The organism is Bacillus sp. AY3-1 (assembly GCF_008368785.1).
GTDB classification, from domain to species: domain Bacteria; phylum Bacillota; class Bacilli; order Bacillales; family Bacillaceae_G; genus Bacillus_A; species Bacillus_A wiedmannii.
The window spans coordinates 196,236-217,900 of sequence record NZ_QORZ01000021.1 but is presented as its reverse complement, the minus strand read 5'-3'; the positions used below and the strand labels follow the sequence as shown (position 1 = coordinate 217,900).

At 35.8% G+C, this 21,665-nt stretch carries 20 protein-coding genes; 13 read left to right on the top strand and 7 right to left on the bottom strand.

The annotated features are described in order from the left end of the window. Positions 1-167: 167 nt before the first annotated feature. The 6 genes from gyrA to dnaA form a co-directional block, all read right to left on the bottom strand. On the bottom strand, positions 168-2,639 hold the full coding sequence (gene gyrA / locus DN389_RS23065; protein WP_001282859.1) for a DNA gyrase subunit A: 2,472 nt from the start codon (positions 2,637-2,639) through the stop codon (positions 168-170). A gap of 88 nt (positions 2,640-2,727) precedes the next feature. After that, complete coding sequence (gyrB, locus tag DN389_RS23060) at positions 2,728-4,650, bottom strand: DNA topoisomerase (ATP-hydrolyzing) subunit B (protein ID WP_149237651.1); 1,923 nt, start codon at positions 4,648-4,650, stop codon at positions 2,728-2,730. Between the two features lie 38 nt (positions 4,651-4,688). After that, the gene (gene recF, locus DN389_RS23055) at positions 4,689-5,816 is read right to left on the bottom strand and encodes a DNA replication/repair protein RecF (RefSeq protein WP_000470742.1); all 1,128 of its coding nucleotides are present in this window, start codon (positions 5,814-5,816) and stop codon (positions 4,689-4,691) included. Positions 5,817-5,828: 12 nt separating this feature from the next. Next, on the bottom strand, positions 5,829-6,041 hold the full coding sequence (gene yaaA / locus DN389_RS23050; protein ID WP_000821366.1) for a S4 domain-containing protein YaaA: 213 nt from the start codon (positions 6,039-6,041) through the stop codon (positions 5,829-5,831). A gap of 127 nt (positions 6,042-6,168) precedes the next feature. Continuing rightward, positions 6,169-7,308, bottom strand: coding sequence for a DNA polymerase III subunit beta (gene dnaN, locus DN389_RS23045; RefSeq protein WP_001212890.1), 1,140 nt, complete (start codon positions 7,306-7,308; stop codon positions 6,169-6,171). A 178-nt stretch (positions 7,309-7,486) separates the two neighbouring features. Beyond that, positions 7,487-8,827, bottom strand: coding sequence for a chromosomal replication initiator protein DnaA (gene dnaA, locus DN389_RS23040; RefSeq protein ID WP_000428027.1), 1,341 nt, complete (start codon positions 8,825-8,827; stop codon positions 7,487-7,489). A 565-nt stretch (positions 8,828-9,392) separates the two neighbouring features. Between dnaA and rpmH the strand changes: the two genes are divergently transcribed. From rpmH to spo0J, 10 genes are all read left to right on the top strand, one after another. Further along, positions 9,393-9,527 carry a 50S ribosomal protein L34 gene (rpmH, locus tag DN389_RS23035; RefSeq protein ID WP_000831901.1) on the top strand — a complete coding sequence of 45 codons (135 nt, stop codon included), beginning with the start codon at positions 9,393-9,395 and terminating at the stop codon, positions 9,525-9,527. 76 nt (positions 9,528-9,603) lie between these two features. After that, entirely contained in the window at positions 9,604-9,951 is a 348-nt protein-coding gene (rnpA, locus tag DN389_RS23030; protein ID WP_000731505.1) for a ribonuclease P protein component, read from the top strand. Between the two features lie 52 nt (positions 9,952-10,003). Next, entirely contained in the window at positions 10,004-10,771 is a 768-nt protein-coding gene (spoIIIJ, locus tag DN389_RS23025; RefSeq protein WP_048542855.1) for a YidC family membrane integrase SpoIIIJ, read from the top strand. Further along, entirely contained in the window at positions 10,768-11,385 is a 618-nt protein-coding gene (gene jag, locus DN389_RS23020; protein ID WP_098191057.1) for an RNA-binding cell elongation regulator Jag/EloR, read from the top strand. Before spoIIIJ ends, jag begins: the two co-directional genes overlap by 4 nt. Before the next feature lie 226 nt (positions 11,386-11,611). After that, on the top strand, positions 11,612-12,988 hold the full coding sequence (gene mnmE / locus DN389_RS23015; RefSeq protein WP_000393767.1) for a tRNA uridine-5-carboxymethylaminomethyl(34) synthesis GTPase MnmE: 1,377 nt from the start codon (positions 11,612-11,614) through the stop codon (positions 12,986-12,988). A 46-nt stretch (positions 12,989-13,034) separates the two neighbouring features. Then, positions 13,035-14,924, top strand: coding sequence for a tRNA uridine-5-carboxymethylaminomethyl(34) synthesis enzyme MnmG (gene mnmG, locus DN389_RS23010; RefSeq protein WP_000541059.1), 1,890 nt, complete (start codon positions 13,035-13,037; stop codon positions 14,922-14,924). Positions 14,925-14,945: 21 nt separating this feature from the next. After that, positions 14,946-15,665, top strand: a complete 720-nt coding sequence (rsmG, locus tag DN389_RS23005) for a 16S rRNA (guanine(527)-N(7))-methyltransferase RsmG (RefSeq protein WP_001019619.1) — start codon at positions 14,946-14,948, stop codon at positions 15,663-15,665. Positions 15,666-15,770: 105 nt separating this feature from the next. After that, positions 15,771-16,643: a nucleoid occlusion protein gene (gene noc / locus DN389_RS23000; protein WP_000799025.1), complete on the top strand. Its 873-nt coding sequence runs from the start codon at positions 15,771-15,773 to the stop codon at positions 16,641-16,643. A 189-nt stretch (positions 16,644-16,832) separates the two neighbouring features. Continuing rightward, positions 16,833-17,594, top strand: a complete 762-nt coding sequence (gene soj / locus DN389_RS22995) for a sporulation initiation inhibitor protein Soj (RefSeq protein WP_000516117.1) — start codon at positions 16,833-16,835, stop codon at positions 17,592-17,594. Then, a complete protein-coding gene (gene spo0J, locus DN389_RS22990) occupies positions 17,587-18,438 on the top strand; it encodes a stage 0 sporulation protein Spo0J (protein ID WP_001051814.1) in 852 nt (283 codons plus the stop codon). Before soj ends, spo0J begins: the two co-directional genes overlap by 8 nt. Positions 18,439-18,458: 20 nt before the next feature. Here spo0J and yyaC read toward each other — a convergent pair whose 3' ends face one another. Beyond that, entirely contained in the window at positions 18,459-19,055 is a 597-nt protein-coding gene (yyaC, locus tag DN389_RS22985) for a spore protease YyaC (protein ID WP_097858866.1), read from the bottom strand. A 260-nt stretch (positions 19,056-19,315) separates the two neighbouring features. Between yyaC and DN389_RS22980 the strand changes: the two genes are divergently transcribed. From DN389_RS22980 to ychF, 3 genes are all read left to right on the top strand, one after another. Beyond that, positions 19,316-20,173, top strand: a complete 858-nt coding sequence (locus tag DN389_RS22980; RefSeq protein WP_000362298.1) for a mechanosensitive ion channel family protein — start codon at positions 19,316-19,318, stop codon at positions 20,171-20,173. A gap of 20 nt (positions 20,174-20,193) precedes the next feature. Then, on the top strand, positions 20,194-20,391 hold the full coding sequence (locus DN389_RS22975; protein ID WP_000436051.1) for a DUF951 domain-containing protein: 198 nt from the start codon (positions 20,194-20,196) through the stop codon (positions 20,389-20,391). A gap of 115 nt (positions 20,392-20,506) precedes the next feature. Next, positions 20,507-21,607 (top strand): redox-regulated ATPase YchF, encoded by a 1,101-nt coding sequence (gene ychF / locus DN389_RS22970; protein ID WP_000524660.1) that lies wholly within the window; start codon positions 20,507-20,509, stop codon positions 21,605-21,607. Positions 21,608-21,665 lie beyond the last annotated feature (58 nt).

Here is a 21,665-nt window from a genome sequence, read left to right as displayed (position 1 = left end):
CATCGCGTTTCAGCGACTTTCATAATATATCATAGTATATTATTTTCGTCAACAAGTTTTTTAAGATAATTTGTATCTCTCATTTGCTGACTCTGCCTATTATATAGAGTTTTCCATTGCTATGCAAGTATTATTATAAAAAAATAAGAGGAGGAAAAATCCCCCTCTTATTCTTCAGAAGAAACCTCTTCATTAGATTCCTCTTCTTCATCTTTCTGTGCTTTTGCTACCGTCGCTACCTCTTGCTCATCCTCTAATCGAATTAGACGAACACCTTGTGTATTACGTCCCATTTGAGAGATTTGATCAACTGGCATACGAATAATAACACCAGCTGCCGTAATTAACATGATATCTTCTTCACCTGTTACAGATTTAACAGCTACTAATTTACCGTTTTTATCTGTAATATTACAAGTCTTCAGACCTTTACCACCACGGCTTTGTAGACGGTATTCATCAATAGGTGTACGTTTTCCATAACCATTTTTCGTTACGATTAGAACATTTACATCCTCTTCGACAATTTCCATGCCTACAACTTGATCTTCATCACCTAATGTAATTGCTTTTACACCAGCCGCATTACGTCCCATAGAACGCACATCTTGCTCGTTAAAGCGAATTAACATACCATTGCTTGTTCCTACAATAATATCCTTATCACCAGATGTTAAACGTACAGATATTACTTCATCCTCTTCACGAAGAGAGATGGCGATTAAACCATTCGTACGTATATTTGCAAATGATGAAAGTGGCGTTCTCTTAGAAATACCTTGTTTTGTTGTGAAGAATAAGAATTCATCATCACCAAATTCACGAATTGGAATAATGGCGTTAATCCATTCACCCTTATCTACACCCAATAAGTTAATAATAGGTATACCTTTTGCTGTACGACTATACTCTGGGATTTCATATCCTTTCGTACGGTATACTTTCCCTTTATTAGTAAAGAATAAAATGTGATCATGCGTAGAAGTAGTTAATAAATGCTCTACGAAATCATCATCATTTGTTCCCATTCCTTGCACACCACGTCCACCACGGTTCTGTGTTTTGTACGTAGAAGCCGGTAACCTCTTAATATAACCATTATGAGTTAACGTAATAGCGATGTTTTGTTCTGGAATCAAATCTTCATCTTCAATAAATTCCATGCCACCAATTGTAATTTCCGTTCGTCTCTTATCATTGAAGCGTTCTTTTACTTCCGTTAATTCTTCACGAATAATCTCAAGAACTTTCTCTTCATCTGCTAAGATTGCTTTTAATTCAGCGATTAACTTCATTAAGTCTTGATATTCTTGCTCAATTTTTTCACGTTCTAATCCTGTTAAACGTTGCAGACGCATATCTAAAATTGCTTGTGCTTGTTTCTCACTTAAACCGAAACGTTCCATTAAGCCCTGTTTTGCAATATCTGCTGTTTTCGAACTACGAATTAACGTAATAACTTCATCTAGATGATCTAGAGCAATTCGTAATCCTTCTAAAATATGAGCACGCGCCTCTGCTTTTTCTAATTCATAAGCAGTACGTCGACGAATTACTACCTTCTGATGCTCCAAGTAATGATATAAATTTTGTTTTAAATTTAGTACTTGTGGCTCTCCATTTACAAGAGACAACATATTAATACCGAAACTTGTTTGAAGTGCTGTATGTTTATATAGATTATTTAATAGTACATTGGCATTGGCATCACGGCGTACTTCCATAACAATACGCATACCGTTTCGATCTGACTCATCACGTAAATCCGTAATACCTTCAATTTTCTTATCACGAACTAATTCTGCAATTTTTTCAATTAATCGCGCCTTATTAACTTGATAAGGTAGTTCAGTTACGAGAATAGATTGTTTACCATTTGACTTCTCTTCAATTTCAACTTTAGCTCGAAGCATAATAGAGCCTCTACCTGTTTCATACGCTCTTCGAATCCCACTTCGTCCCAAAATTAAACCTGCTGTTGGAAAATCTGGTCCTGGAATAAACTCCATTAATTCCGCAATCGTAATGTCGGGATTATGGCTTAGTGCCAATACACCATCAATTACTTCACCGAGTTGATGCGGTGGAATATTCGTTGCCATACCTACCGCAATACCCGTCGTACCATTCACTAATAAATTAGGGAAACGCGCTGGCAATACAATTGGCTCTCTTTCAGAACCATCATAGTTATCTTGATAATCAATCGTATTTTTTGAAATATCACGTATTAATTCCATAGAAATCTTAGACATTCTTGCTTCTGTATAACGCATCGCTGCTGCTGAATCACCATCAACAGAACCAAAGTTACCATGCCCATCAACAAGCATATAACGTTGACTAAAATCTTGCGCCATACGTACCATCGTCTCGTAAACAGCTGAATCACCGTGAGGGTGATACTTACCGATTACTTCACCGACAATACGCGCTGATTTTTTATACGCTTTATCAGCTGTAATTCCTAAATCATTCATCGCATATAAAACCCTACGATGCACAGGCTTTAATCCATCACGAACATCTGGTAATGCACGAGATACGATAACACTCATTGCGTAATCTAAAAACGAGGTACGCATTTCATGACTAATATTAATTTCTCGAATTCGTGCTTGTTGTTGATTGTCTGACATCAACCAGCACCTCCTCTTACATTTCCGTTACACATACATTGATTTATATGTAGAAGACAGGAATACTTAGATTCCTGTCATTACCCATTTAAATATCAAGGTTTTTCACGTATTTTGCATTTTCTTGGATAAAGTTACGACGTGGCTCTACTTTATCTCCCATCAAAATTTCAAATGTTTCATCCGCTTCAATTGCATCTTGAAGTGAAACTTGAAGTAATGAACGTACTTCTGGGTCCATTGTCGTCTCCCATAACTGAGTTGGATTCATTTCCCCTAGACCTTTATAACGCTGAATCCCCGGCTTAGGTTGGGCTGGTAATTCAGCTAAGATTTTTTCAAGTTCCTTATCATTGTAAGCATATTGAATTTTCTTACCTTGTTGTACTTTAAACAAAGGCGGCTGTGCAATATATATATAACCGCACTCAATTATTTGACGCATATAGCGATAGAAGAACGTTAATAATAGGGTACGAATATGCGCACCATCAACATCGGCATCCGTCATAATAATAACTTTATGATAGCGTGCTTTTTCAATAGCGAAGTCTCCGCCGATATTTGTACCAATCGCCGTAATAATTGTACGAACTTCATCATTTGATAAAATCTTATCTAAGCGTGCCTTTTCAACATTAATAATTTTACCCTTCAGCGGTAAAATTGCTTGGAAATGACGATCACGCCCTTGTTTTGCAGACCCACCCGCAGAGTCACCCTCTACGATATAGATTTCACTAATTGCTGGATCTTTAGAAGAACAGTCTGCCAATTTCCCTGGTAAACTTGAAACTTCTAAAGCACTCTTTCGGCGAGTTAACTCACGAGCCTTTTTAGCTGCTACACGCGCACGCGCTGCCATCGTCCCTTTATCTATAATCTTACGTGCAACATTCGGATTTTCCAGTAAGAACTTTTCAAATGCCTCTGAGAATACTGACTCTGTAATTGTTCTTGCTTCACTATTTCCAAGTTTCGTCTTCGTTTGTCCTTCGAATTGTGGATTTGGATGTTTAATTGACACAATCGCTGTTAAACCTTCACGAACATCTTCACCAGTTAAATTACTATCCGCATCTTTTAAAATATTATTTTTACGACCATAATCGTTGATCACACGAGTTAAGGCTGTTTTAAATCCTACCTCATGTGTACCACCTTCATACGTATGAATATTATTTGTAAATGAGTAAATATGATTTGTGTATCCTTCGTTATATTGAAGCGCAACTTCAACCTGAATACCATCTTTTGAACCCTCTACATATACAGGTTCTTCATGAATTGGCTGTTTTGAACGATTTAAATGTTCAACATATGATTTAATTCCACCTTCATAATGGAATTCTTTCTTCTTTTTATGTTCACGTTTATCTTCAATTGTTAATTTAATATTACGATTTAAAAATGCTAATTCGCGCATACGAGTTGCTAACGTATCAAATTCGTATACTATTGTTTCCTGAAAAATTTCTGGATCTGGTTTAAATCGAGTTATCGTCCCTGTTTGATCTGTGTCACCAATGACTTTTAAATCCGCAACCGGGATACCTCTTTCGTATTTTTGATAATGGATTTTGCCTTCACGATGTACAAATACCTCTAGTTCTGTTGATAGAGCATTTACTACAGATGCCCCAACACCATGCAAACCACCGGAAACTTTATAACCGCCACCGCCAAACTTACCACCAGCATGAAGAACGGTCATTATAACTTCTACAGCAGGACGTCCCATTTTTTCTTGTATACCAACTGGAATACCACGTCCATTATCCGTTACAAGAATACTATTATCTTCTTCGATACTAACGTTAATTTCATCACAATACCCTGCAAGTGCTTCATCAATACTATTATCGACGATTTCCCACACAAGATGGTGAAGTCCTTTTCCACTTGTAGATCCAATATACATCCCAGGGCGTTTTCGAACCGCTTCTAATCCTTCAAGTACCTGTATCTGACTTTCATCATATGAGTTTTCTTCCATTTGCTTTTGTTCCATTGACACAAAGATCACCTACTTTTCCATTTAAATAGGGATTACGCCCTATCTATTTCACAATCTACCGTGCCGTTCGTTACATGAATTGTTTTCGCTTCTTTTAATGTTTCGTGTTCAATTCCGTCGACACTCGTCGTTGTCACAAATGTTTGCACTTTTCCTTGAATTGTATTTAACAGATGCGATTGACGATAATCATCTAATTCTGATAATACATCATCCAATAAAAGAATCGGATATTCCTTAACTTCTGAGTAAATCAATTCAATTTCAGCTAATTTTAGGGACAGTGCGGTCGTTCGTTGTTGTCCTTGCGAACCAAAGACTTGAACATTTTTACTATTAACGAAGAATTGTAAATCATCACGATGAGGACCAATTAAAGTCGTACCACGGAAAATCTCACGTTGTTTCACAGATTGAAAATTTTCATAGTATACTTCTTTTATTTTCGACAAATCCATTGATTCTGATACATCTACACTTGGTTTATAGACAATTTCTAATTCTTCTAATCCGCGGCTTATACCGCGATGAATTGGAGCTGCCCATTCTTGTAGTAAATGCAAAAACTCAAACCGTTTTTGCAATATTTTTGCACCATGCTCAATAAGTTGAAGTGTAAATACATCCAACATCGTTTCCTCATTCTTACTATTCCCTTGCATCTTTTTCAGCAAGTGATTTCGTTGCGTGAGCACCTTTTGATATTGACTCAATTCATACAAATAGATTGGAGCTATTTGGCCTAATTCCATATCTAAAAAGCGTCTTCTTACTTGAGGGCTTCCTTTTACAAGATTTAAATCTTCTGGGGCAAACATGACAACATTCATCATACCAATATATTGACTCAATTTTTGTTGTTCAAGTTGATTTAATTTTGCCTTTTTACCTTTTTTCGAAATATTTAATTCCAAAGACAAAGAACTATTTCTTTTTTGTAATTTCCCTTTAATTTGACCGAAGTCTTCATCCCAACGGATAAGCTCGCGATCATTAGAGGTTCTATGAGATTTCGCCATCGCTAAAACATAAATAGCTTCCATCAAATTCGTTTTCCCTTGTGCATTTTCACCGATAATCACATTCACTTTATCTTCAAAGGAAAGCTCTAACTTTTCATAATTGCGATAGTTTTTTAATTGTATTTCTGAAATAAACAAAGGGCTCCCCCTTTATGCCTGAACTTGGAAACTTCCGCTTCCTGGAATTTCAATAATATCGTTCGCATATAATTTGCGACCTCTTCTATTTTCAAGTTCTTGATTCACGTACACTTCATATTCTTGTAAAAACCATTTTACAGCGCCACCTGTATCAATTACATCGGCTAACTTCAAAAATTGTCCTAGTGTAATATACTCTGTTGAAATTTTAATACGTTTCATAAAATCGCTCACTTTCTGAAAGTGTTCATTCTTTCATTGTACTAAATAAACTAACATTAGGAAAGTAATACCCAAAAATCAAATAAGGGCTACTAGTATCTGAAAACTAGCAACCCTTACTTCTTACTTAGTAAGTACGAACCGGTAAAATTAATTGAATAATGGACTCATCATTTACTGTACGAATTAAGAATGGTCTCATCGCACCAGTAAAGCTAATTTTAATTTCAGTACTATCTAAAGCTTTTAGTGCATCCATCATATATTTTGCACTAAAAGATATTTTTAACTCTTCCCCATCCACTTTTTCACATTGAACTTCTTCTACTACTTTCCCAATTTCTGGTGAATTCGAAGAAATTTCTAGCATTTCCTGTTCTAAAGTTGATAATTTTACAACATTATTACGACCATCCCTTGCTAATAAAGATGCACGATCAATTGCTTGTAAAAATTCTTTTGTATTTACAAAAATATCTGTTTTACTTTCGGCTGGAATTAAACGAGTTGTATCCGGATAATTACCTTCTAACAATCTTGAGAAGAATAATAAATGCTTTGTACGGAATAATACTTGATACTCCGTAATAACGATATCTACCATTTCTTCAGACTCATCTAGAATTTTGCTTAATTCATTTAAGCTTTTACCTGGAATAACAACACTCGCTTGAAATTCATCTGCGATTCCTTCGATTTTTGCTTTTCGAAGAGCTAACCTGTGACTATCTGTAGCAATGCAAGTTAATTCGCTGTTATATACTTTCCAGTTTACACCTGTCAAGATCGGTCTTGTTTCAGAAGTGGAAACTGCAAATACAGTTTGTCTAATCATATGTTTCAGTAAATCTGTTGGAATCTTAAAAACATGGTGTTCTTCAATTTGTGGTAACAATGGATATTCAGCAGAATCTAAACCATTTAAATTAAACTCTGATTTTCCAGAAATTATTTTTGTCATAAAATGATTTTCCACAGAAATTTCGACAGTCTCTTTAGGTAATTTTTTTACAATCTCACTAAAATATTTTGCTTGTAAAATAATACTTCCTGATTGTGCTACTTCTACGATCTCTTTTCCATTGTCTTCAACTGGGATAAAAGATTCAATAGAAATATCAGCATCGCTTCCTGTTAACGTAACTCCTTCTTCCGTAGCGACAACTTTAATTCCTGTAAGGATCGGAATTGTTGTACGAGAAGAAACAGCCTTCATTACATCTTGTACACTTCTTACAAGATAGTCTTTTTGTATTGTAAAACGCATAAAGAAAAACCTCCGGTAAGTATAATATTTTATTTAATTAATAAAGATAAAAAATAGTAGTAATAGTAATAGGGCCTGTGGATATGTGGATAACCCCGTTAAACGATGTAAAAACAGTCTATCTACATGTGGATAGACTGTGCGTAAAACAAGAGAAGTTATTCACACTATTCAGCTACTACTTTAAAATATCGTTAATTTCTTCAACTTGTTTTTGTAATTGCGTATCCGTTTTAAGCAGCTTAGAAATTTTTTCATGAGCATGGATAACTGTTGTATGATCACGTCCACCAAATTCTTCACCGATTTTAGGTAAGGAGTAATCTGTAAGTTCGCGTGATAAATACATTGCAATTTGGCGAGGGAAGGCAACTGATTTTGTTCGCTTTTTCGCCTTGAAATCTTCCAGTTTTATTTGATAAACGTCCCCGACAGCCTTTTGAATATCATAAATGGAGATAATTTTTGGTTTAGAATTTGGAATAATATTTTTAAGTGCTTCAGCTGCTAAATCAGCATTAATATCTTTGTTAATTAAAGATGAATAAGCTACAACTCGGATAAGTGCACCTTCTAGTTCACGAATGTTTGAATCAATTTGATTTGCAATATAAAGCATAACCTCATTTGGTATATCGAGTCCTTCAGCCTTTGCTTTTTTACGTAAAATTGCAATTCGTGTTTCTAAATCTGGTGGCGTAATATCCGTAATGAGTCCCCATTCAAAGCGAGAACGAAGACGATCTTCTAAAGTTGGAATTTCTTTTGGTGGCCGATCACTTGAAATTACAATTTGTTTACTTTCTTCGTGTAATGCATTGAATGTATGGAAAAACTCTTCTTGAGTTTGTTCTTTTCCTGCTAGAAATTGAATATCATCTATCAATAAAACATCTACATTACGGTATTTATTACGAAAATCGACAGCTTTATTATCACGAATAGAATTAATGAATTCATTTGTGAATTTTTCTGATGATAAATATACAACCTTTGCGTTTGGGTTATGTTCAATTACATAATGACCAATTGCATGCATTAAATGGGTCTTTCCGAGTCCAACTCCCCCGTAAATAAAGAGTGGATTATATGCTTTAGCTGGCGCTTCGGCTACGGCCAATGAAGCAGCGTGAGCAAAACGGTTACCAGAGCCAATAACAAATGTATCAAACGTATATTTTGGATTTAGCATACTCTGTGGTAAATGATTAGAATCATCTTGTGCTGAATTTGGTTTAGAAGGAGGAAGATCAATCTCCTCTTCAGCTTGACTTTGGGGAATAATAAAGCGAATAGCTAATTTTGCCCCCGTTAAATCATAAAGTGTTTCCGAAATTAGCTCTGAATAATGAGATTCTAACCAATCACGAGCGAATTCATTTGGAGCTGTAATTGTTAACACGTCTTTCTTTAAATTATGTGCGGTTGTTGATTTTAACCATGTTTCATAACTTGGTTTACTGACCTTTTTTTCTAGTTCTTTTAAGGCGCTGTTCCATAAATCAGAGATGTTTTCCAAAGGTGTCCCTCCTTTACTAAGATGGTAAAAGAATAAGGTTGCGCAACAAATGTACAACCTAAATAAATATAAAATGTATATTTATACGAAACGTATTTTAAAACCTAAAAACGTCGTTTGTATATGAGATAGGGTTTTCGACAAAAAAAGCAAATGTGGATAAGCATTTACCCACATGTGATTAAAACTGTCCACATGTTATACACAAATTGTGGATAAGATAAAGGTGTGGAAAACTTATTCAAAGTGAAAACACAACTATAATATCAAAAAAAAGTAGCTATAGCAATGAATTTAAGAAAGTTATCCACAAAATCAATACCTTGTGGAATAAACTTGTCCACAACACGATATACTGTGTAAAAGTACGAAAAGGGTTTGTGGATATAAAAACCAAGAAAAAACATTTATCCACAAGGAAATATAGGGTCTGTGAAAAAGTATGTGAATAGGTTCAAAATGAATATTTGATGAAAATTTCGAGAACCATTGACATTTTCCTAGTTGATTAACTATAATTTATAGGACTGTCTTTAACAGATATTCCTCAGGGAGGTGTCATATAATGAAAAGAACTTACCAACCAAATAAACGTAAGCGCAGCAAAGTACATGGTTTCCGCAGCCGTATGAGCACAGCGAACGGACGTAAAGTGCTAGCAGCTCGTCGTCGTAAAGGAAGAAAAGTATTATCTGCGTAGACCACTGATCGTTCAGTGGTCTTTTTTTCTAATAATAGTGAATTTCCACTGATGAACTACAGGAGTGTCAATTGATATGAAGAAAAAATATCGTATAAAAAAGAATGATGAATTCCAGACGGTTTTTCAAAAAGGAAAATCGAATGCTAACCGTCAGCTTGTTGTCTATCAACTAGATAAGGGAGAGCAGCCAAACTTTCGTATTGGCCTTTCTGTCAGCAAGAAAATAGGAAATGCAGTAGTGCGTAACCGAATTAAACGTATGATTCGCCAGTCGATCACAGAATTAAAAGATGAGATAGATTCTGGAAAAGATTTTGTTATAATAGCAAGGAAGCCTTGTGCAGAGATGACATATGAAGAATTAAAGAAAAGCTTAATTCATGTCTTTAAACGCTCTGGTATGAAAAGAATAAAAAAGTAGCGTAAGGAAATGAATTACACTATATACATACCGAAACAAGGAGGAGCAGGCTTTGAAAAAGAAAATAGGTTTACTAGCCATGGTTATTGCATTAATGGCAATTGCTGCTGGCTGTAGTGAAGTGAAACAGCCGATTACACCGAAAAGTACTGGAATTTGGAATGAATATTTCGTATATCCGCTTTCTCAGTTAATTACGTATTTTGCCAACTTATTTGGTAGTAATTACGGTTTAGCAATCGTTGTTACAACTCTTATCATTCGTTTTGCATTATTACCATTAATGATTAAACAAACGAAGAGTACGAAAGCAATGCAAGCGTTACAACCAGAAATGGTGAAGTTAAAAGAGAAATATAGTTCTAAAGATCAAGCAACACAGCAAAAACTACAACAAGAAATGATGCAGTTATATCAAAAAAATGGTGTAAACCCATTAGCAGGGTGTTTACCGATATTTGTTCAGATGCCTATTTTATTTGCGTTTTACCATGCGATTATGAGAACGGCAGAAATTAGTAAGCATACATTTTTATGGTTCGACTTAGGGCAGGCAGATCCGTACTATATCTTACCGGTTGTCGCGGCAATTACGACATTTATTCAGCAAAAGCTTGCAATGGCAGGAACAGCTGGTCAAAATCCGCAAATGGCAATGATGATTTGGCTTATGCCAATTATGATTTTAGTCTTTGCAATTAACTTCCCAGCTGCATTATCACTTTACTGGGTTGTTGGTAATATCTTTGGTATCGCTCAAATGTACTTGATCAAGGGGCCAGAAATTAAGGCTAGTAAGGCAGAAGGATCAAGCAAGTGAGTGTAATTACTGCTAAAGGACAAACAGTCGAGCTGGCAGTACAAGATGCTTTAAGGCAACTAAATGTTTCAAAAGACCGAGTAGATATAAATATTATCGATGAGGGTAAAAGAGGGTTCCTAGGTTTATTTGGGAATCGACCTGCAGTAGTAGAAGTCGTATTGAAGAAAGATCCGATTCAAGAATGTGAAGAATATTTAAAAAATATTATTCATGATATGGGTGTGGAAGCTGAGATTAGTAAAATTGTAAAAGGACGCGAAGTTGAATTTACAATTTCTGGCAAAAACATAGGTGTTTTGATTGGGAAAAGAGGAAACACCTTGAATTCTTTGCAGTATTTAACAAAACTTGTGGCGAATCGTAGTACGAAGCAGTATATTGGCATCACACTAGATGCTGAAAATTATCGTAGTAAAAGAAAAGGTACATTAGAAGCACTTTCTTATCGATTAGCAAAACAAGTAGTAAGTACGAAAAAAAGAGTTGTGTTGGAGCCTATGCCATCTTTTGAACGAAAGATTATCCACCAAGCATTATCTAATCATCAAAATATCATTACAACTTCTGAAGGAAAAGAACCACATCGACATGTTGTAATATCTTCCAAGTGACCGGTTACTCAATTGAGTGCCGGTTTTTTTGAGGGGAAAATAGGTGTGGATAACTAAAAAACACTAAACTTATCCACTGTGAATAAGTTTAGTGTTTTTTACATGAGGACATAATAAAATGAGTTATTATTCTTTTGTAGATAGGTTCGTTATGGTATTCTAATAATTTAGTGAAGAAAATAATCATGTTGAAATAGAGATAAATAAGCAAGTGAGGTGAAAGGACATGGAATTTGATACAATTGCCGCGATTTCCACAGCGCTTGGAGAGGGTGCAATTGCCATTGTTCGAGTAAGTGGGGATGATGCGGTTGAAAAAGTTAATCGTATTTTTAAAGGGAAGGATTTAACAGAAGTTCCTTCTCACACAATTCATTATGGTCATATTGTCGATTTAGATACAAATCAGGTTATTGAAGAAGTGATGGTATCTATTCTGCGTGCACCAAGGACTTTTACACGTGAAAATATAGTGGAAATTAACTGTCACGGCGGACTTGTTTCGGTAAATAAAGTATTGCAGCTTATTTTAGCGCAAGGAGTAAGATTAGCAGAGCCTGGTGAATTTACAAAACGTGCTTTTTTAAATGGCCGTATTGATTTATCACAAGCAGAAGCTGTTATGGACTTAATCCGTGCAAAAACAGATCGCGCAATGAACGTAGCGATTAATCAAATGGAAGGACGATTATCTAAATTAATCGGCCGTCTGCGTCAGGACATATTAGAAACGTTGGCTCATGTTGAGGTAAACATAGATTACCCGGAATATGATGATGTGGAAGAAATGACACATAATATTTTAATTGAGAAAGCTACACATGTTCGTACGGAAATTGCAAAAATATTAGAAACATCGAAGCAAGGAAAGATTTTACGTGAAGGTATTGCTACTGCAATCATCGGTAGACCTAACGTTGGGAAGTCATCGCTATTAAATAGTCTTGTTCAGGAGAAAAAGGCAATTGTAACTGATATTGCAGGAACAACTCGTGATGTTATTGAAGAGTACGTTAATGTGCGTGGTGTACCACTTAAACTTATAGATACAGCCGGGATTCGTGAAACAGAAGATGTTGTTGAACGAATTGGTGTAGAGCGTTCAAAAGAAATGATGAGCCAAGCTGATTTAGTGTTAGTTGTCGTTAATTATAGCGAGGCTTTAACGCATGAGGATGAAGATCTATTCCGTGCCGTACAAGGAAAAGATTTCATTGTTATTGTAAATAAGACAGATTTATCGCAAGTAATCGATATGGAACGTGTTACAGAATTGGCAGCGGGAAATCGTATTATTACAACATCGTTAATTGAGGAACAAGGAATAGATGAGCTTGAAAAGGCAATAGCTGATTTATTCTTTGAAGGAACAATTGATTCTGCAGATGTGACATATGTTTCTAACGCGAGACATATTGGATTATTAACACAAGCAGGAAAAACAATTGGAGATGCAATTGAGGCAATAGAAAATGGTGTTCCAATTGATATGGTACAAATTGATTTAACAAGAACGTGGGAAATACTTGGTGAAATTACTGGTGATACCGTCCATGAAAGCCTAATTGACCAGTTGTTCTCTCAATTTTGTTTAGGAAAATAATATAGCGATGTTTTAGAAAGATAGAGATTTTTAGGAGGAATAAACAATGGGATACAATGCCGGTTCATACGATGTCATAGTAATCGGTGCAGGTCATGCAGGATGTGAAGCTGGTCTTGCGGCAGCACGAATGGGCTCCAAAACATTAATGTTAACAATTAATTTAGATATGGTGGCGTTTATGCCATGTAACCCTTCTGTTGGTGGACCAGCAAAAGGGATTGTTGTTCGGGAAATTGATGCATTAGGCGGAGAAATGGGACGCAACATTGATAAAACATATATTCAAATGCGTATGTTAAATACAGGTAAAGGACCAGCTGTACGTGCGCTTCGCGCACAAGCAGATAAGTTCTCTTACCAGCATGAATTAAAGAAAACAATTGAAGAAACACCAAATTTAACGTTGTTCCAAGGAATGGTTGAGCGTTTAATCGTTGAAGATGGTGAATGTAAAGGCGTAGTTACGCAAGCTGGTGCTGAATATACAGCCAAAACAGTTGTAATTACGACTGGAACATTTTTACGCGGTGAGATTATTATGGGGGATTTAAAATATTCGAGCGGTCCGAATAATCAACAACCATCTATTACTTTATCCGAACATTTAGAGGAGCTTGGATTTGATCTTGTTAGATTTAAAACAGGTACACCTCCGCGTGTAAATAGTAATACGATTGATTACAGTAAAACAGAAATTCAGCCAGGTGATGATAAACCACGAGCTTTCTCTTTTGAAACGACAAAATTTATTATGGATCAAATTCCATGTTGGTTGACGTATACAAGTACGGAAACACATCGTTTAATAGATGAAAACCTACATCGCTCAGCTATGTATTCTGGTATGATTAAGGGAACAGGACCTAGATATTGTCCTTCAATTGAAGACAAAGTAGTAAGATTTAATGATAAACCACGTCATCAAATTTTCTTAGAGCCAGAAGGACGTAATACACAAGAAGTGTATGTACAAGGTTTATCCACAAGCTTACCAGAAGATGTACAACGTGATATGCTTAGAACAATACCTGGCCTAGAAAACGTTGAAATGATGCGTACAGGTTATGCAATTGAATATGATGCAATTGTGCCAACACAACTATGGCCAACACTTGAAACGAAAAAAATTAAGAATTTATATACAGCAGGACAAATTAACGGAACTTCTGGTTACGAAGAGGCGGCAGGACAAGGGCTTATGGCTGGGATTAATGCAGCATGTCGTTCTTTAGGTAAAAAAGAAGTTATTTTAGGTCGCGCGGATGCTTATATTGGTGTCTTAATTGATGATCTTGTAACGAAAGGTACAAATGAACCATATCGCTTATTAACATCTCGTGCAGAATATCGCCTATTATTACGCCACGATAATGCTGATCTTCGTTTAACTGAAGTTGGTCGTGAAATTGGATTAATTAAAGAAGAGCGCTATGAGCGATTTACAAATAAAAAATTAAAAATTGAACAGGAAAAGGAACGTTTAAGCAGCATTATTATTAAACCACGTCCTGAAGTTCAAGAATTAATTCGTAGTATTGGCGGAAGTGAATTGAAAGATGGAATACGTGCAAGTGACTTATTACGTCGTCCAGAGATGACATATGAACATATTCATCTTTTAGTACCAAGTGAAGTAGAATTAAGTGATGAAATTACAGAACAAGTTGAAATTCAGATTAAGTACGAAGGATATATCGAAAAATCCTTACAGCAAGTAGAGCGTATGAAGAAAATGGAAAACAAAAAAATCCCTGTGGATATTGATTATGATGCGATTTCTAGCCTTGCCTCAGAAGCGAGACAGAAATTGAAAGATGTTCGTCCACTTTCAATGGGGCAGGCTTCACGTATTTCTGGCGTGAATCCAGCGGATGTTTCTATTTTACTTGTGTATATTGAACAAGGAAAAATTGCGCGAGTATCGAACCAATAAATAGTAAGGAGATATTGTTAGATGAACATAGAACAATTTCAATCTATGCTAGAAGAGAAGGGTATCACCCTCTCTTCTAGACAGTTAGAGCAGTTCGAAATCTACTTTGAAACATTAGTAGAGTGGAATGAAAAAATGAACTTAACGGCTATTACGGAGAAAGAGGAAGTATATTTAAAACACTTTTTTGATTCCATTACAGCTGCTTTTTATTATGATTTTTCAGAACCATTCTCAATTTGTGATGTTGGCGCAGGAGCTGGATTCCCAAGTATTCCTTTGAAAATCTGTTTCCCGCACTTAAAAGTAACAATTGTAGACTCATTGCAAAAACGTATTAACTTCTTAAATCATTTAGCACAAAAGTTGGAATTAGGTGACGTTGCGTTTTGTCACGATCGTGCGGAAACATTTGGGAAAAAAGAAGGTGTACGTGAATCGTACGATATTGTAATGGCACGTGCAGTTGCGCGTCTTTCGGTATTGAGTGAGCTATGTTTACCACTTGTAAAAGTTGGGGGAACATTCATTGCAATGAAAGGTGCCGCAGCAAACGAAGAAATTGAAAATGGCAAGTATGCTTTAGAGGTGCTAGGCGGGAATTTAAAAGAAATGTCTACGTTCCAATTACCGTTTGAAGAAAGTGAACGTAATATTTTATTAATCGAGAAAAAGCGCAAGACACCAAAGAAATATCCACGCAAACCGGGAACACCCAATAAATTACCTATTGAAAAATAAATCTTATTAGACGTAAGATTAAATTATATAAATGAAAACGTAAATGTTTCATAGGAAACATTTTATGGAGAATAGTCAATAGGCCTAAAAGGTGGTGGAATATGTATGAAAAATACGTTTTCTCGTTTATTTGGCTTTGGAGATAAAGAGAGCGAATTCGAATTACAAGACGAAAGCCATGAAGAAATAGATAAAAAGGTATATGAAGAAATACAAGAAATTCCGATAGTAAATATTACCCCTAACCGTTATCAACCACGAACAGTTTTTGATGATGCACGAATTGAAGAGCTAGCACTAACGATTCGTACACATGGGCTGATTCAGCCGATTGTTGTGAGGCAATATGAGGATGACAAGTATGAGATTATCGCTGGAGAAAGGCGTTTCCGTGCGGCAACAAAGTTAGGGTGGGAAAAGGTTCCTGCAATTATAAAGAACTTAAATGATACAGAGACAGCTTCTGTAGCTTTAATTGAAAACTTGCAACGTGAGGAACTAACAGCAATCGAGGAAGCTGTGGCATATCAAAAGCTAATTGAGTTACATAATTTAACACAAGAAGCATTGGCACAACGACTTGGAAAAGGACAATCCACAATCGCAAATAAGTTGCGATTGTTAAAGTTGCCTGAAGAAATAAAACGTGCGTTATTAGAAAAAAGTATTACAGAACGTCATGCCCGCGCTCTCATTCCTTTAAAGAATGAGGAATTACAACTGAAGGTTTTACAGGAAATTGTGGAGAAACAACTGAATGTAAAGCAAACAGAGGAACGAATTGCGAAATTACTAGAGGAAGCCAAACCGAAGCGTAAGGCAAAGCAAAAAGCAGTAAGTCGAGATACGAGAATTGCCATGAATACAATTAGGCAGTCATTACAAATGGTTGCTGACAGTGGTTTAAATGTTAATTCTGCGGAAGAAGAATTTGATGAGTACTATCAAATTACAATTAAAATTCCCAAGAAAAAATAATAATGGCGTGTTAGAGACCTTATCCTACTGGATAGGTCTCTTTTACTATATTTTCTTGTTAGATGAAGAAGGAGTTTAGAAATAAATTTTGAAGTTTAATAAGGACGTAAAAGAAAAACTTTTATTTCATGTTACAATAAACGTAATTGTTACTAGAATAAGATAGAAAGGTTGAAAGTAGGTGACATCATGGGAAAAATCATTGCTATTGCCAATCAAAAAGGTGGCGTTGGAAAAACAACAACATCTGTTAATTTAGGGGCTGGATTGGCACAAGTAGGTAAAAAAGTCCTTCTTGTAGATATTGACGCTCAAGGAAATGCAACGACTGGTGTGGGAATTGAAAAATCCGAATTAGATCAATGTATTTACAATGTTCTTGTGGAAGATGCAGATGTTCAAGGGGTTATACGTAAAACCGCAACTGAAAACTTAGATGTTCTACCCGCTACAATTCAATTGGCAGGTGCTGAAATTGAATTGGTACCGACTATTTCCCGGGAAGTACGTTTACAAAGGGCATTACAGCCAGTTCGTGATGAATATGACTATATTATTATCGACTGTCCCCCGTCCTTAGGGTTATTAACGATTAATGCATTAACCGCAGCAGATTCTGTTATTATTCCTGTTCAATGCGAATATTACGCACTAGAAGGATTAAGTCAGCTATTAAATACAGTTCGACTTGTGCAAAAGCACTTAAATAAAAATCTAGCAATTCAGGGTGTATTGTTAACGATGTTGGATGCCCGTACGAATTTAGGGATTCAGGTTATAGATGAAGTGAAAAAATACTTTAGGGATAAAGTATACCGTTCGATTATTCCTCGTAATGTTCGTTTAAGTGAAGCACCAAGTCATGGGAAACCAATTATGCAGTATGACGCTAAATCAAGAGGGGCAGAAGTATATATAGATTTAGCAGAGGAAGTGATTGCAGGTGGCTAAAGGATTAGGAAGAGGAATTAATGTGTTTTTTCCTGATTTAGATGTGAAAGAAGAAGAGGCAATTCAGGAGATTGTGATAACTGAATTAAGACCGAATCCATATCAACCACGTAAACACTTTAATAAAGAGGCAATTCAAGAATTATCGGCCTCTATTAAAGAGCACGGCATATTGCAACCGTTAATTGCTAGGAAGAGTATTAAAGGATATGAAATTGTTGCAGGTGAAAGAAGATATCGTGCTGCCAAAGAGGCAGGGCTCGAAAAGGTACCTGCTGTTGTAAGACAATTAAATGAGCAGCAAATGATGGAGTTTGCATTGCTTGAAAACTTACAACGAGAAGATTTAAACCCAATGGAAGAAGCAATGGCATATCAAATGTTAATGAATGAGCTAAATGTAACGCAAGAACAATTAGCAAAACGTCTTGGTAAGAGCAGACCTTACATTGCAAATTATACGCGGTTATTAAGCCTCCCTTCTTTTGTGCAAGATATGATTGCAAATGGTCAACTTTCAATGGCCCATGGGAGAACTTTGCTTACTATAAAAGATGAAGAACAATTGAAATCTTTATTAAAACGAATCGAAAAAGAAGGATTAAACGTTCGTCAATTAGAGAAAATTGTTCAGGAGATTAATCAACGCGTTTCACGTGAAACAAAACAAGTGAAAAAAGAGAGAAACATATTTTTCGTAGAACGCGAAACGTTCTTAAGAGAAAAGTTTGGCACAGATGTGAAAATTAAAGAAACGAAAAAAGAAAAAGGTAAAATCGAAATTGAATTTTTTAATAAAGAAGATTTAAATCGTATTTTAGAATTATTAGCGCAGAAAAACTAAAAAGCAAACCATCTTATTATTTATAGATGGTTTGCTTTTTTTAATACAGATAATTTTTGGTCTGTTTCTTTTATACTTTGTGCAATTACATCAGCCATTTTCATGACTAAACTTAATCTTGTATTTTGCAGGACGAAAAACTCCATAAAACCATTTAGATTTACGATGCCATGAATATGTAAATCACCAACTGCAGGTAATTTTTTGTTCATCGCAGCTCCAGGTTTACTAGGCCCCATTCCGGTAGTGATGGAACCGATGTTTTGAGACTTTCCTAAACAGGCATCAACCGCAATTATAAATGAAGTAGGATTATCTTTCTGTATATTCTGAATTTTTTCTTCTAAATTTAGCGCATGCACTGGCTCATCTAGTGTGCCGAACACTTGGAAGTTTTTAATTCCTGCTTGTTCTAGTTTCGTACCGACTAACGGACCGAGTGCATCGCCTGTAGAACGATCTGTTCCGATACAAACGAGAATAATCGGTATATTCGTTTTAATAGGGATATGGGAAAGTAAGAAGTTACTAATTGTCTCGGAGGCTTCTACGTCTTGGTGCATAACATTTTGAGTTTCTTTTTCGAAAAAGGGTAAGCGAAAACTTCCAATATTCATGAAGCATCCATCCTTTTAATAAATTTTCAAAATATGTTATATGGCGAGTAAAATGGAAAACTATAAGTGCGTACTTCCTGTAAAACTTGAGTGAAAACGGAAATAATAGTACTAGTATATATATATTCGTTCCATTTTATACCTGCATGGAAGTTAACAAATGCAATTAAAGTCATAAAAATTTTTCAGAAATCAGGGTGACTTCTGATACAATAAGAAGGATGATTAAAAAGAAATTTTAGCTGGAGAGGTAGAGGTACATGGATTTAGCGTTGAAATGGTTTGAGTCCATTGATTGGACGAATATAGGTGTGAAATCACTAAAAATAGTCGTTATTTTAATACTTGGTGCAATTATTGTGCGAGTTGCGCGTGCAATTGTACGAAATGCGTTTCGTATGGGAAGCCGTTCGCCAATTCAAATTTCAGAACGTCGTACAGTTACAGTAGCGAAGTTACTTGAAAATATTGTGGCATACGTTGTTATGTTCATTATGTTAATTGCGATTTTGGGTGTGTTTAATATTAATGCATCTGGTTTATTAGCGGGTGCCGGGGTAATTGGTTTAGCAGTCGGATTTGGTGCTCAAAGTTTAGTAAAAGATGTTATTACGGGGTTATTTATTTTGCTAGAAGATCAATTTTCAGTAGGTGACTATGTAAAAATTGGTCAGTTTGAAGGTGTCGTTCTAGAAATTGGACTTCGTACAACAAAAGTAAAGAGTTGGACAGGCGAAATTCATACTTTACCAAATGGAAGTATTATTCAAGTTACGAACTATTCAGTTAGTAATAGTGTAGCATTTGTTGATGTATCCATTTCGTATGAGGCTGACATAGCGAAAGCGGAGCAAGTCATTGAAGAGTTATTAGAAGAATTACCTGCACAGTATACGCAAATGGTAGCAAAGCCTCAGTTATTAGGTGTGCAAACATTGGCTGCGTCAGAAGTTATATTACGTGTTATTGCGGAAGTAGAGCCGATGCAACATGCGGTTGTTGCGAGAGCACTTCGTAAAGAAATTAAAAATCGTCTAGATTTACATGGGATTGAAATTCCATATCCACGTATGGTTTTATATAATCGTGAAGAATTGGTGAGTGGAAAAGCAATTTAGTATGGAGAGGGGTTTGGAGAATGGAGCAAAAGCAGTATAACTTGTACGATGTTGTGGAAATGAAGAAAGCCCACCCATGTGGTGAGAATCGCTGGAAAATTATTCGTATGGGAATGGATATCCGCATTAAGTGCGAGGGATGTGACCATTCAGTAATGATTCCTCGAAGAGAATTTGATCGTAAGGTGAAAAAAATACTTGTGAAGCACGAAGAATAGAGAGAAAGTAACAGTTGCAATGGGTAGCTGTTACTTTTTTTCGTTTGGAGGAAACTTGTCATTTTTTTCGTTACTATCTATAATGATGAAAGATTGAGACATAGGAGTGAAAAATATGGGATTAACGGCTGGGATTGTTGGATTACCTAACGTAGGGAAGTCAACTTTATTTAATGCAATTACACAAGCAGGAGCAGAATCTGCAAACTATCCATTCTGTACAATTGATCCAAACGTAGGGATTGTAGAAGTACCAGATGAGCGTTTAAATAAATTAACGGAATTAGTAGAACCGAAAAAAACTGTTCCGACTGTATTTGAGTTTACTGATATTGCAGGTATCGTAAAAGGTGCTAGTAAAGGTGAAGGTTTAGGAAATAAATTCTTATCTCACATTCGCCAAGTAGATGCAATTTGCCAAGTTGTTCGTTGTTTTGAAGACGAAAATATTACACACGTTTCAGGGAAAGTAGATCCAATCGATGATATTGAAACAATCAACTTAGAGCTAATCTTAGCGGATTTAGAATCTGTTGATAAACGTATCGAGCGTGTTGCGAAGTTAGCAAGACAAAAAGATAAAGAAGCAGTATATGAGCATGAAATTTTAGTTCGTTTAAAAGAAGCTTTTGAAGAGGGAAAACCAGCTCGTACTGTTGAATTTACAGAAGAACAAATGAAGATTGTTAAAGGCCTTCATTTACTTACAACGAAAGAAATGTTATACGTAGCAAACGTAAGTGAAGATGATATTATGGATCCTTCTGAAAATAAATATGTACAAATGGTAAAAGAATTTGCTGCAAATGAAAATGCTCAAGTAATCGTTGTATGTGCAAAAATCGAAGAAGAAATCGCTGAGCTAGACGAGGAAGAGAAAAAAGTATTCCTTGAAGAACTAGGCATTGAAGAATCTGGTTTAGATCAATTAATTCGTGCTGCATATGATTTATTAGGACTTGCTACTTACTTCACAGCTGGTGTGCAAGAAGTACGTGCATGGACGTTTAAACAAGGTATGAAAGCACCACAATGTGCTGGCGTAATTCATACAGACTTTGAGCGTGGATTTATTCGTGCGGAAACAGTTTCTTACGAAGACTTAATGACAAACGGTTCTATGACAGCTGCAAAAGAAGCTGGTAAAGTTCGTTTAGAAGGAAAAGAGTATATCGTAAAAGATGGAGACGTTATGCACTTCCGCTTCAACGTTTAATTTAATATTTCCTAGGAAAAATAAAGATATGAGCTTGGCAAATATATTATGTGTTTGC

Coding starts and splice junctions, on each gene's coding strand:
- yaaA (WP_000821366.1), bottom strand. CDS start 6,041: ATGAAACGTATTAAAATTTCAACAGAGTATATTACACTAGGACAATTT.
- rpmH (WP_000831901.1), top strand. CDS start 9,393: ATGAAAAGAACTTACCAACCAAATAAACGTAAGCGCAGCAAAGTACAT.
- gyrA (WP_001282859.1), bottom strand. CDS start 2,639: ATGTCAGACAATCAACAACAAGCACGAATTCGAGAAATTAATATTAGT.
- yyaC (WP_097858866.1), bottom strand. CDS start 19,055: ATGAATATTGGAAGTTTTCGCTTACCCTTTTTCGAAAAAGAAACTCAA.
- mnmG (WP_000541059.1), top strand. CDS start 13,035: ATGGGATACAATGCCGGTTCATACGATGTCATAGTAATCGGTGCAGGT.
- rnpA (WP_000731505.1), top strand. CDS start 9,604: ATGAAGAAAAAATATCGTATAAAAAAGAATGATGAATTCCAGACGGTT.
- noc (WP_000799025.1), top strand. CDS start 15,771: ATGAAAAATACGTTTTCTCGTTTATTTGGCTTTGGAGATAAAGAGAGC.
- ychF (WP_000524660.1), top strand. CDS start 20,507: ATGGGATTAACGGCTGGGATTGTTGGATTACCTAACGTAGGGAAGTCA.
- rsmG (WP_001019619.1), top strand. CDS start 14,946: ATGAACATAGAACAATTTCAATCTATGCTAGAAGAGAAGGGTATCACC.
- soj (WP_000516117.1), top strand. CDS start 16,833: ATGGGAAAAATCATTGCTATTGCCAATCAAAAAGGTGGCGTTGGAAAA.
- mnmE (WP_000393767.1), top strand. CDS start 11,612: ATGGAATTTGATACAATTGCCGCGATTTCCACAGCGCTTGGAGAGGGT.
- dnaN (WP_001212890.1), bottom strand. CDS start 7,308: ATGCGTTTTACAATACAAAAAGACTATCTTGTAAGAAGTGTACAAGAT.
- DN389_RS22975 (WP_000436051.1), top strand. CDS start 20,194: ATGGAGCAAAAGCAGTATAACTTGTACGATGTTGTGGAAATGAAGAAA.
- DN389_RS22980 (WP_000362298.1), top strand. CDS start 19,316: ATGGATTTAGCGTTGAAATGGTTTGAGTCCATTGATTGGACGAATATA.
- gyrB (WP_149237651.1), bottom strand. CDS start 4,650: ATGGAACAAAAGCAAATGGAAGAAAACTCATATGATGAAAGTCAGATA.